The 12,454-nt window shown below is 66.4% G+C and carries 8 protein-coding genes and 1 pseudogene; 7 read left to right on the forward strand and 2 right to left on the reverse strand.

The features are described 5' to 3' along the window. Positions 1 to 51: 51 nt before the first annotated feature. Positions 52 to 2,262 carry an acyltransferase family protein gene (locus AC5Y6X_RS09485; protein ID WP_499986078.1) on the reverse strand — a complete coding sequence of 737 codons (2,211 nt, stop codon included), beginning with the start codon at positions 2,260 to 2,262 and terminating at the stop codon, positions 52 to 54. 179 nt (positions 2,263 to 2,441) lie between these two features. Between AC5Y6X_RS09485 and AC5Y6X_RS09490 the strand changes: the two genes are divergently transcribed. Continuing rightward, on the forward strand, positions 2,442 to 3,710 hold the full coding sequence (locus AC5Y6X_RS09490) for a glycosyltransferase (RefSeq protein ID WP_499986081.1): 1,269 nt from the start codon (positions 2,442 to 2,444) through the stop codon (positions 3,708 to 3,710). Positions 3,711 to 3,719: 9 nt separating this feature from the next. Here the strand turns inward: AC5Y6X_RS09490 and AC5Y6X_RS09495 are convergent, their stop codons facing one another. Continuing rightward, entirely contained in the window at positions 3,720 to 5,387 is a 1,668-nt protein-coding gene (locus AC5Y6X_RS09495; protein WP_499986084.1) for a GMC oxidoreductase, read from the reverse strand. A gap of 46 nt (positions 5,388 to 5,433) precedes the next feature. On the opposite strand from AC5Y6X_RS09495, the gene AC5Y6X_RS09500 reads away from it, so the two are divergent. From AC5Y6X_RS09500 to AC5Y6X_RS09525, 6 genes and pseudogenes are all read left to right on the forward strand, one after another. Continuing rightward, on the forward strand, positions 5,434 to 7,227 hold the full coding sequence (locus tag AC5Y6X_RS09500) for a GMC oxidoreductase (protein WP_499986087.1): 1,794 nt from the start codon (positions 5,434 to 5,436) through the stop codon (positions 7,225 to 7,227). Further along, positions 7,228 to 8,211 carry an aldo/keto reductase gene (locus AC5Y6X_RS09505; protein ID WP_499986089.1) on the forward strand — a complete coding sequence of 328 codons (984 nt, stop codon included), beginning with the start codon at positions 7,228 to 7,230 and terminating at the stop codon, positions 8,209 to 8,211. It begins immediately after the preceding gene. A gap of 151 nt (positions 8,212 to 8,362) precedes the next feature. Beyond that, on the forward strand, positions 8,363 to 9,337 hold the full coding sequence (locus tag AC5Y6X_RS09510; protein ID WP_499986092.1) for an FkbM family methyltransferase: 975 nt from the start codon (positions 8,363 to 8,365) through the stop codon (positions 9,335 to 9,337). Then, positions 9,334 to 10,617: a glycosyltransferase gene (locus AC5Y6X_RS09515; protein WP_499986094.1), complete on the forward strand. Its 1,284-nt coding sequence runs from the start codon at positions 9,334 to 9,336 to the stop codon at positions 10,615 to 10,617. Before AC5Y6X_RS09510 ends, AC5Y6X_RS09515 begins: the two co-directional genes overlap by 4 nt. A 228-nt stretch (positions 10,618 to 10,845) precedes the next feature. Next, on the forward strand, positions 10,846 to 11,076 hold the full coding sequence (locus tag AC5Y6X_RS09520) for an MbtH family protein (protein WP_499986095.1): 231 nt from the start codon (positions 10,846 to 10,848) through the stop codon (positions 11,074 to 11,076). A gap of 23 nt (positions 11,077 to 11,099) precedes the next feature. Further along, positions 11,100 to 12,362, forward strand: a pseudogene (locus AC5Y6X_RS09525) (condensation domain-containing protein); the annotation flags it as partial. Positions 12,363 to 12,454 lie beyond the last annotated feature (92 nt).

Below are 12,454 nucleotides of genomic sequence, written 5' to 3' on the forward strand. Positions count from 1 at the left end.
GGTCGATCATATCCGGGGCTTGCGTCGCGCCACCGAAACTTGGGCGGCAGCTCACCCCGCGGCGAGAGTGCGGTCGGCCAACACCCCCATCACCGGTGCCAACAGTCGCGCGTATTCGCCCGTGATATGGCCTCCCTCGAGGTACACCAGGGTGTTGCCGACGATGACCGGGCAGCGCTCGGCGGTGCAGAACAGCTCGGTGAGGTCGGCGTATTGTGCGCCGCCCGCGTTGCTGGCGGCGGTCTCGGCCGCGATGCCGGGCTTGTTCACCGCCGTCGCGCTGGGCGACGCGCATGCCGTCGCGTCGCCGAGGTGCCCGGACAGGCAGATCGGCACCGCCGCCTGCTGGCTCGGGACGGGCCCGAGCACCAGCACCCTGGCGCCGGTGTCGCGCAGCTGCTGCGCCAGGCGGGTCAGGCTGTCGAACCACACCCGGTCATATGACGTGAAACCCGGCTGCCAGCTCTGGTCGGCACGATAGCCCCGCGCCATGTCCACAACGACCAGTCGCGGGCGCTCGGCGCGCAACCGGTCGAGGACCTCGTCGCGCCACTGCTCGCAGTGGGTGACCCAGCGACGGAGGGGGTTGGCGATGGGCAGGTTCAGCAACGGGCAGGCCCCCTTGGTCAGGGTCTCCAGCCGCCAGTGCCGCTGCTCGGCGAGCCGCTGGAACGCCGGGGCCCACATCGCGGCATGCGAGTCGCCCACCAGGGCAACCGTCGTCGTCGACGCGGTGTCACCCGTCGCGCATTCCGGCTGTCTGACTTGGCTGATCTGGAAAGCCCGCAGCAGGCACCCGTTGAGCAGCAGGGCCCGCAGTTCGGCCGCCGCGTCGGCAAGCGGCGGGTTGAGGTTCGACGGCACGGCCTTCAGCCCGGCGGATGCCGCGACCGCCGCCTGCACCTGCCCGAACACGTCCCGCACCGCCGCGTCGTATGCGTCGACGTTGTGGCCCGTCGGGGGCACGGTGACCGTCAGCGGCGCGGCCGGCTCGCCGCGGCCGACCGGGGTGGGCACCGATACCAGCAGCGCCAGGCTCGCGCAGACCGCGACCGCGGTGGCGGCACCGCCGAGCGCGAGGCTGCGGCGTGGAGACCGGCGCAGGGCAGCGGCGAAGCGCAACGGGTTCTCGATGAGGTGCAGCGTGAGCACCGCCAGCCCGGCCGAGATGGCGACCGTCGCCAGCTTGCCGGCCAGCCCCAGCGGGTGGCCCAGCAAGGGCGGTGCGAGCACCAGCACCGGCCAGTGCCACAGGTACCACGAGTACGACACCCGGCCGATCGCCCGCATCGGCGGCACCGACAGGAGGCGGCCGCATCCTCGGGAAGCCGCGGCACAGCCCGCGCCGATCACCAGCACCGTGCCGAGCACGGGCACCAGCGCGGCGGTGCCCGGATAGAGCGTGTTCGTGCCGAACAGCGTGCAGGCCAGCAGGATCAGCGCCAGCCCGGCCCAGCCCGCGATGGCGGCGGGGAGTGGCGGCAGTCGGCGCCACCGGCCGGCCGTGAGCGCCACCAGGCCGCCGGCGGCCAGCTGCCAGGCCCGGGTGGGCAGCGAGAAGAACGCCACGGGCAGCGTCACGTAGGTGACCACCAGCGACATCGCAAACGACACCACCCCGACCAGCACGAGGACCGCCAGGTACGGGCCTTGCGTGGCCCGCGCCCGGGTGCGGCGCGCACGCCGGATGAGCCACGCCGTGCCGATCATCATGGCCGGCCACACCAGGTAGAACTGCTCTTCCACGCCCAGGGTCCAGTAGTGCTGGAACGGCGACGGCGGCAGGTTGGCCGCCAGGTAGTCGACGCCCTGGACGATGAACCGGTAGTTGGCGACGTACAACGCGCTCGCGATGCCATCACCCATGACGGTCTTGGCCTGCAGCAGGGGCAACAGGGCGGCCGAGGCGATCGCGGTGACGACGCCCACGGTGGCCGACGCCGGTAGCAGCCGGCGGGCCCGCGCCCCGTAGAAGCGGCGCAGCCGGACGGTGCCGGTGGTGCTCACCTCGCGCCACAGCAGCCCGGTGATGAGGAAGCCCGAGATAACGAAGAACACGTCCACGCCGACGTAGCCGCCACCCACGCCGGGTACGTCGGCGTGAAAAAGGACGACGCCCAACACCGCGACGGCGCGCAAGCCCTCGATATCCGGGCGAAATCCCGTCTCCGCCGCGCGGTGACCCGCATCGACTGGGCTGACACTATCGGCCTGGCGCAAGGTCACCAACTTCGTGAGGGGGGCCGTTGGAACACGCGCCATTGTTCCACTTCGGCGGCGTCGCACGGACCGCATCGCGGGCCCGCCCGAGATGCCGCCTCCCAATTCCTCAGCGTCTCAGTCTCATTCGGGTGAGTCTTCCAATTCGGGGTCGGTCCGGCGGTCATGGGTTAGGCTGCCGAGCGGTTGAGCACTGGAATTTGAGAGGCGAGCGTCACGCGATGAGGTTTGTGCTGGCATGCTATGGAACCCGCGGGGACGTCGAGCCGTGCGCCGCGCTGGGCCGTGAACTGCTGCGCCGTGGCCACGAGGTGCGCATGGCCGTCTCGCCGGACATGGTTGGCTTCGCCGAGGCCGCCGGGCTCACGGCGGTCCCCTACGGTCTGGGCGATCAGGCCATGTTGGACGCGCACCGCGACTTCTGGAAGGAGTTGTCCGGCAACTTCTGGAGGGTCCGCAGGCTCAACAAGGTCTGGCGCGCGTCGTGGGAGCCCAGCGTCCGGTGCTGGGGGGAGATGAGCACGACGCTGGTGTCGCTGGCCAAGGACGCCGATTTGCTGTTCACCGGCCTGGCCTACCAGGAGGTCGTTGCCGACGTCGCGGAGTACTACGACATCCCTTTGGCCACACTGGATCACATCCCACTGCGGCCCAACGGCAAGCTGCTGCCGTTCCTGCCGGGCCCGGTGGGTCACTTTGCCATGACGGTGGGCGAGTGGCTGGTTTGGCATTTGTGGAAGAAGGTGCAGGACGCGGAGCGCCGCGAACTTGGCCTGCCCAAGGCCACCAGCCCGGGGGCGCGGCGGATCACCGAACGCGGATCGCTGGAACTTCAGGCCTACGACGAGGTGTGCTTTCCGGGGCTGGCGGACGAATGGGCGAAATGGAACGGCCAGCGGCCCTTTGTCGGCGCGCTGACGATGGAGTTGCCCACCGAGGCCGACGAGGAGGTGCTGTCGTGGATCGCGGCGGGGACACCGCCGATTTACTTCGGCTTTGGCAGCATGCCGGTCGAATCTCCCGCCGACACGGTTGCCATGGTCGGCGCGGCCTGCGCGGCGCTGGGCGAGCGCGCGTTGATTTCCGCGGGGTTTACCGACTTCGCCGACGTCCCCCGTTTCGAGCACGTCAAGGTGGTGGGCGCGGTGAACCACTCGGCGATCTTCCCGGCCTGCCGCGCGGTCGTGCACCACGGTGGCGCGGGCACCACGGCCGCGGGCCTGCGCGCCGGAGTCCCCACGTTGATCCTGTGGATGCTGGGCGATCAGCCGCTGTGGGGCGCTCGGGTCAAGCGCTTGAAAGTCGGCACCGCCCGGCGCTTTCCGAGCATGACCCACAAGTCGCTCGTGGCCGACCTGCGCGCCATCCTCGCGCCCGAGATCGTCGCCAATGCCCGCGCGATCGCCGCCTCGATGATCAAGGCGGCCGAAAGCGTCGCGACCGCCGCCGACCTCGTCGAGGATTTCGCCCGCCGAAGGCGCGTCGGCTGATCGGAGCGCTCAGCGGCTGATCGTGTGCCGCTGCGGCGCGGTGGCGAAGTGCACCTGGTCCACGTGCGCGGCCACCCGCAAGGCGTTGGCCGCGATCGTCAGACTGGGGTTGATGCCGGTGCTGGTGGGCAGGAACGAGCCGTCCACGACGTAGAGGTTTTCCACCTCGTGCGCCCGGTTGTTCGCGTCGAGCACGCTGGTCTTGGGATCGGTGCCGTAGCGGCAGGTGCCGCAGACGTGGGCCAGGACCCCGTTGTTCGTGGCGCCGCGCAGCATTTTCTTTCGGAACGGCTGGAACAGCTCCTTCAGCTGTTGCAGGAACACCGCGCGGCGCTCGATCTCGCTGGCGTGCAGGCGATACTGAAGCCGCAGCCGCTGGCGGCCGTCCGGCCTCGGCTCACCGAGTGGCTCCACCCGGTTATCCAGATAGGGCAGGTCTTCCAGCATCGCCGCGAGCACCAAGCCGCCGCTGAGGAACCGCTCGTAGATCGGCCGCGCCGCGGGGCTCAGCAGCCGCATCGCCTTGAACTGCCAGCCGGGGTGGTTGGTGAACGCCTCGATGCGCGGCATCGCGCCGCCGGATTGCACGGTGCCGTATTTGTCCCCCTCCCAGAAATAGAAATCGTTGAACCCGATCTCCTTGTTCTCGGCCGTGATCTTGGAATCGGGTTCCGGCCAGACCTCGATGAAGTCGACCAGGTGACGCATCAGGTTGCGTCCCACCCAGTCCGAGCCGTTGGCCAGCCCGCGCGGCCAATCACCGGAGCGGGAATTGAGCAACAGCACCGGGGTGAGCAGCGCGCCGGCGGCCAGCGCCACCACCTCGGCCCTGAGGGTCAGCGTGCCGGAGGGATGCCGGCAGATCACCTGCCGAACCCGGGTGCGGTCCGCGTCCAGGCGCACGGCCTGACATTCGGTGAGCAGCTGGGCGCCGTGCTCGGTGATGGCGGGCACCAGGCAATTGCGGGCGGAGTCGTTCTTGCACGACAGGTGGCACAGATAGCTCTGACAGGTGGTGCAGCCGTCGGCGTAGTCACAGGCCATCGGCAGGTGGTAGGGATGCAATCCCCGGCCCGTCAGATAGTCGACCAGCGGCTGGTTGGCCGCCGAGAACGGCGGCGCCGCGGGCAGCTCGTCACCGGCCGCCTCCGGGCGCAGCGGATCGCGCTCGCCGCGGATCCCCAGCAGCTTCTCGGCCGCCGCGTACCAGGGCCGCATCTGGTCGTAGGTGACCGGCCAGGCCTCCGGCACGGTGGAGTCGCCGGGGTTGCGAAACTCTTGGCGGGGGGTGAAATCGCGGGCGAAAAACCGTTCGCAGACCATGCTGTACAGGGCCGACGACCCGCCGGTCCCGCTGCCGATCCCCGGCAGATACTTCTTGGCGAGGCGCCCGCTGGTGTCCTCGACCTCGTCGGTGGAGCGCCCGGCCCGGGCCAGGGCGTCGAGGTAGGTCTCGACGGAGCGGGCCGATTGCGGCTCGACCACCTCCGGTATCGAAGAGCGGATCGTGCCCGGCGCCCCGGGCAGGGTCGAGCGCCCCTTCTCGATGAACAGCACCCTGCGGCCGGAGCGGGCCAGCGAATAACCCAGCGTCCCGCCGCCCATGCCGGTGCCTATGACGATCGCATCCCACGTAATGCGTTCCGCCTCACGCGGATTCAGCTCCTCGTCAGCCAAAGATCGAGTTCCTCCCCGATGAGGCCAAGGCGTCGCCACAGCCAGGATGAGTTTTGCCCCGGCCAGAATCACACAACGGAATCGCGCGTGCGGGCGTTTCGGCAAGGCTCGGCGATGCGGTCAAATCGACGTGCGGGGCACCGGGCGCGCATATCCTGCTCCCAAGCGGTGCGAGCGCCGCGATGGCCGCTCCCGATGGCCGACACCAAGCACGCATGAAACGAGACGAACACGTATGCCTGGAAGCGAACGGACGTATGACGCCATCGTCGTCGGCTCCGGAGCCACCGGATCGTGGGCTGCCAAGGAGCTGACGGAGGGCGGCCTGAACGTCGTCCTGCTCGAGGCCGGCAGGGACCTGGACGTCGCACGGGACTTTCCGGCCGATGCGGAACAGAACGTGATGGGCATCGCCGGGCGCCTCAAGTACGGCATCAGGGGCCAGCACATCCAGGTGCGGTGCTCATCCTTCTCCGAAACCACCAAGCAGTTCTTCGTCAGCGACCGCGAGAACCCCTATGCGACCGTGGGGCGAGACAAGTTCCTCTGGTTCCGGGGCCGCCAGCTCGGCGGCCGCCTGCACACGTGGTGGAGAATTGCTCCCCGCATGTCGGATTACGAGCTCAAAGCGGCGAGCGTGCGCGGGGACGGCGTCGATTGGCCGTTGTCCTATGAAGACCTGGCGCCGTACTACGACATCGTCGAGCGGACGCTCGGCGTCTACGGCCAACCCGAAGGCTTTGCGAACTGTCCGGACGGTCAGTTCATCGGGCCCGCTAGAACGACCAAGCTGGAGGAAGCATTCCTGGCCAATGTCGAGAAACAGCTTCCGAACGTCCGCGTGACGTACGTGCGGAAGACCAAGTACGACGACGGGAGGATCCCGCTTCCGATCAGGCTCGCTCTGGCCACCGGTCGGCTCGAGATTCGGGCGGACGCGGTGGCGAGCCGGTTGTTGACCGACGCGCGGTCGGGGAAGGCGACCGGCGTCGAATACATCGATCGATCGACCAGGGAGACGCGGGCGGTTCATGCAAAGGTCGTCGTGTTGTGTGCGTCGACGATCGAGAGCGTGCGAATCCTGCTGAACTCGAAATCGGCGAAGCATCCGTCGGGTGTCGGTGGCTCGTCGGGTCGTCTCGGTCGCTATCTGTGCGACCACATCGCATACACACACAGCGGGGCGGTGTCCGAAGGGGATGTCGAGGTCGGCCTCAACGAGGACGGCTTCGACTTCGGGGGAACGGGCCTCTACATTCCGAGCTTCTGCGAGAAGGAGTCGAAGGACTTTCCCGGCGGCTACGGCATTCAGATCGCGATCGGCCGCGGCATGCCGGTTTGGGTCATGAGCGGGTATGGCGAAATGCAGCCCCGATATGAAAATCACGTGTCGCTCGACCCAAAAGTCAAGGACGCCTGGGGGATTCCCGTGGCCAGGATCGAGTGCACACATTCCGGGAGTGATGTCAACATGGTTGCGCACATGAGGCGGACGCTTCCGGAGATCGCGGCTGCCGGCGGCCTGCAAAACGAGAACAGCTTCGATGTCGGCCGCTGGAACATCCCCTTCCGACTGCTTCGCTCCCTGGTCCTCGCGAACTCCGGCGCGATGTGGCCCGGCGGAGCCATTCACGAGACGGGCGGCGCGTGCATGGGCGACGAACCCGGCAACTCCGTGCTGAACTCCTACTGTCAGTGTTGGGATGCCGACAATGTGTTCGTTACCGACGGTGCATGTTTCGTGTCCTCGGGATTCCAGAATCCCACCCTCACGATGATGGCCCTGACGGTTCGGGCGTGCCGCTTCATCGTCGATGACTACGCGAAGAGCGTGAACTGAATGGACTATGGAAAGGTTGCCGGCGTCGACAAGCCGGTGTCCCGCATCGTCTTCGGAACCGATCGACTGCGCAGCCGGGGACTGCCTTTGCTGCCCAGAAGCCTTGAGCAACAAGCCTTCTCGCTCCTGGATCGGTCATTCGAGCTCGGCTGCAACACGTTCGACACGGCGCGCATCTATTGGGACAGCGAACGCACGCTGGGGGCGTGGATTCGGCAACGCCGAAACCGCGACGAGGTCGTGGTGATCAGCAAGGGATGTCATCCGCACCTCTTGCTGAAACGCCCCCGGCTGTCCCCGGACGATGTGACGCGCGACCTGCACGCATCCCTGAAGGCGCTCGGCACCGAATTCATCGACCTGTACCTGCTTCACTACGACCACCCCGCCGCACAGGTCGAGCCGATCATGGAGCGGCTCAACCGGCACATCGGCGAAGGCAAGATCGGCGCGATCGGCGCGTCGAACTGGTCGCACGAGCGAATAGCCACCGCCAACGCGTTCGCCGAGCGCGAGGGCCTGAAGCCGTTCGGCGCCGCCAGCGCTCAATTCAGCCTTGCCGAGTGGACGCGATCGCCGTGGCCCGGCGCGCAAACGCTCGGAGGGGACGGCCGGCGCGGCGCAAGGGAATGGTATGCGTCGCACGGGCTGTCGGTGTTCGCGTGGTCGAGCCTCGCGCGCGGGGTCTTCTCCGAACACTACGATCCGAAGAATCCGGGTGCCAACCGCGTGAGCCGTTGGTGCGCAACCTATTTCGGCGCCGAGGAGAACGTCCAAAGGCTGGAGCGCGCAAGGTCTTTCGCGCGTGAGCAGCACGTCAGCGTCGCGCAGGTGGCGCTGGCGTGGGTGCTGTGCCACCCGCTCCATGTGTTCGCCGTGGTCGGCTGCGCGACGGCCGAGAAATTCGCCGACAACGTGGCCGCGCTGTCGCTGAAGCTGGACGAACCCACGCTGCGCTGGCTCGAGACGGGCCAGGGCCCGTGATGATAGTTTCGCGTTTGGTGCGCACCATCTTTCCTGCGACGGCACGATGTGGCGGAAGGCGAACGGCGGCGGGTGGGGGATGATGAGACGAAACACCCGTGTGCCCGCGATCCCCCACCCGATTGAACCTCCGACCAAGGCGATAGAACCAATGTTGGCCTTCCTGATCAAAGCCCCGCGCGTCGTCCACCAGATCGCGCTCGGAGCAATCGTCTTCACGGCGCGGCTGCCGCTGATCCGGGGGATGATCTTCCTCGTCGAGACATTCTTCTTGAGAAGAACCATCGAGGCGACGACGACGCCGGGGCCCACCGGACGGGCGATGGGCTACCTGTTCGGGAACCACGATCCCGAGCTGTCCGCAAAGGACATCTATCGAGATGTTTTCTCCCCGGAGCGGTTCGAGCAGGGCTACCAAAGCCAAATAGGCCAGGACATGTTCTTGAACCGGTGGTTCTTCAAGGACCGCGGCCCCGGCTTCTTCGTCGACGTGGGGGCATACGACGGAATTGTGGGCAGCAACACGTTTTATTTCGAAAAGCATTTACATTGGAACGGCATTGCGTTCGAGCCCAATCCGCCGGCCTTCGAGGCCCTGCGCGCGAATCGCTCATGTCATTTGATCCAAGGATGCGCATACGATCAGGACGGCCAGATTTCCTTCCTCGGACTTTCGGAAAGCGCGCAGCGCAAAGCCAAGTCGCGTCGCCCCGGCAGCGTGCTGGCGATGATATTCGACTCGAACCACGGCGGAGCCATGCTGGGTGGAATACCCGAGCACATGAACCAGGTTCGGTGGGTGGAATGGATACGCAAGGCCATGAAACTCGACCAAACCGAACAGACGGTGCCGTGCTTTCGCATCGACAGCGTGCTCAGGGAACGCGGTGTGGAAATTGTGGACTTCCTGTCCATCGATGTCGAAGGCGCCGAACTCGAAGTTCTGCGCGGTATCGACTTCGAGCGGGTCCAGGTGAACGTCATTTGCATTGAGCACAATCCCGAGTTCCCCGCCGTGCATGATTTGCTGACGACGTCGGGCTTCGAGTATGCGGGCCTACTCTTCTTCGACGAGATCTTTGTACACAAACGTCCGCGCTACACCTGGGACGTCTCTGAACGATGAAGGTTGTGCTAGCAAGCTATGGAACTCGCGGCGATGTGGAGCCCTGCGCCGCCCTCGGCCGCGAGTTGCTGCGCAGGGGACACGAGGTGCGCCTGGCCGTCGCGCCGGACCTGGTTGGTTTCGCCGAGTCGGTTGGGCTTGACGCGGTCGCCTACGGGGTGGAGACGCAGGCCTTGCTGGGCGCGTACCGCGACTTCTGGATGTCCTTGTTCGGCAACTTCTGGAGGGTTCGGGAGCTGCGCAGGTTGTGGGCCGAACTTCGGGAGCCGGTGACCCGGTGCTGGTCCGAGATGAGCACGACCCTCACGTCGCTGGCGGAGGGGGCCGACCTGCTGTTCACCGGACTGGCTTTCGAGCGTCCGGCCGCGAATGTCGCTGAGTACTACGACATTCCGTTGGCCACGCTGCATTATCTCCCGGTGCGCGCGAACGGCCAATTCCTGCCGTTGTTGCCGGCGCCATTGGCGCGCTCCGCAATGCGGGGCATGGAGTGGCTGGATTGGCTTGTGGAGAAGAAGGTCGAAGACGCGCAGCGCCGTGAGCTCGGTCTGCCGAAGGCCACCCGGCCCGCGCCGCGACGGATCGCCGAACGCGGATCGCTGGAAATCCAGGCCTACGACGAGGTTTGTTTTCCCGAGCTGGCAGCCGAATGGGCGAAATGCATTGGGCCCAATGGCCCCTTGAGGCCGTTCGTCGGCGCGCTGACGTTGGAGTTGCCGACGGAAGCCGACGAGGAGGTCGCCTCGTGGATCGCGGCGGGAACACCGCCTATTTTCTTCGGGTTTGGCAGCATGCCCGTCGAATCTCCGGCAAGCACGCTCACCATGATCGGCGACGCATGCACCCAGTTGGGTGAGCGGGCGTTGGTCTGCTCGGGCTGGAGCGACTTCAGCGAGGTCCCGCATTTCGAGCACGTCAAGGTGGTGGGCGCGGTCAATTTCGCGGCGATCTTTCCCGCCTGCCGCGCGGTCGTGCACCACGGTGGCGCGGGCACCACGGCCGTGGGTCTGCGCTCCGGCATTCCGACGCTGATCCTGTCGATGGACGTCAATCAGACGGTCTGGGGAGCTCGAGTCAAGCGATTTAAGGTGGGCACCACCCGTCGCTTTTCGCGCGTCACCCGCGAAACGCTGGTCGCCGACCTGCGCACCATCCTGGCCCCGCCGTACGTCGCCCGGGCTCGCGAGATCGCCGGCCGGATGACCAAATCCACCGAAAGCGTCGCCGCTACAGCCGATCTTGTGGAACAATACGTCCGCTCGCGGCGTGTTGGCCGATAATCGGCGAACGCGGCCGATCCCGTCGACCCACGCCGAGGCGGCCCGTCCCCAGACGGGACGGCGAGCTCACCACCGCCGGCGCCGGTATTGAGCACCGATTACCGGCCTGTGTCTTGAATCACGGTGGGTCACACCAGGAACTTTGGCCAAACGCCGGACAGGTCTGTTGCCCTCAACTACCGTTTGAGAGGGGTTTCACCTATCTCGCACGGAGGGTACGGAACGTCAGTGAGGGGCAATGCGTTCGACGACGACAGTGGCAGCTCTTTCGTCTTGGTCAACGACGAAGAGCGACACCGCCTGTGGCCGAGCTTCGCTGATGTTGCAGGTAGCTGGCGGGTGGTCTACGGGGAAACCGACCGCGCTGCGCGTCCGCGTTACATCGAGCGGCCCTCGACCGATATACGGCCGAGGAGTCTGCGCGAGGGGCTGGCAGCCGGCCGACCTGCTTACAAGTAGACCGTATGTTTAGGGGGAGTCGTATGGGACCTGACGACCGAACGCTTCCGCTGACGCGGGGACAGCTGGATATATGGCTTGCTGAGGAAACAGGCCGGTTCGGCGCCAGGTGGCAGCTGGGCGTATTTGTGAAAATCGCGGGCCCGATCGACACCGATTTGCTCGAGTCGGCGATCCGTCAAGCGGTGCACGAGGCCGAGCCGCTGAGGGCCGCCTTTTTCCAGGTCGACGGCCAGGTTATTCAAAAGGTGGTCGACGACCCCCACGTCGAGCTGACCCACTACGACCTCACCGGATCGCAGGATCCCGAGCGGGATGCCTACCGGCTGGCATCGTCGATTCAGCGCACCGCGATGCCGCTCAGCGGCCCGCTGTTCAAATTCGCGTTGTTGCAGACCCGCATCGATGAGTTTTATGTCTTCATCTGCTGCCACCACATAGTGGCCGACGGCATCAGCGTCGCGCTGGTGCTGCACCGGATTGCGACCACCTATACCGCAATTGCCTCCGGCGATTCGCTTCCCCCCAATTATTTCGGGTCGCTGCGCGATCTGATCGATTGCGAGCTGGAATACGAATCATCCACCGACTATCTCGAAGATCAGGAATATTGGGCCGCAAACCTGCCGCCGGAGACTGAACCGCGCCATCGCTTGGCGGACGCCGCGGGCGACCACAATGCCGATGAATCTTCTTTACCCGTTCAATTGGACCCCGTCGCCGTCGCCGGGATCGACAAGTTGGCGAAGACGTTGGGCGTGCGTCGATCGTCGGCGATCACCGCCGCGTGCGCGCTGCTGGTGCGCGGGTGCGACGTCGAGGATCCGGAGGTCGTATTCGACTTTCCGGTGAGCAGGCGTGTCCGCCAGGAGTCGAAGACCGTGCCCGGAATGATTTCGGGAATGGTCCCGCTGATCCTCAAGCCATCGCCGGGCTCGACGATCGCCGACTTCTGTGAACACGTCGACACGCGGATCCGGGAAGCGGTGCGGCATCAGCGGTTCCCGGTGCACACCCTGGAAAGCAAGACGGGCTTCCGCGGCCTCGAGCAGGCGTCGAATCGGGTGGCCGTCAATTTCATTCCGACCACACACCTGGCGGACCTGGCCGGTTCACCGGTGACCGCGACACTGACCCACGACGGCCTGGGGGATCAGTTCAGGCTGGTCTTCTTCCGGGACGAGGAAAAGCTGTTCCTCAAGACGCCGGGCGCCGGCCAACTGCTTCCGAACTGCGATCTCCCCAATCTGGCGAAGCGGCTGGAACAGGTGTTCGTGGCGATGGCCGCCGATCCGGCGCGGCGGTTGTCGTCGATGGACCTGCCGGACGAGGTTGAGCAGGCCCGGCTGGCCGAGTGGGGCAACCGGGCCGTGTTGAC

Source organism: Mycobacterium sp. NGS26, from assembly GCF_059813025.1.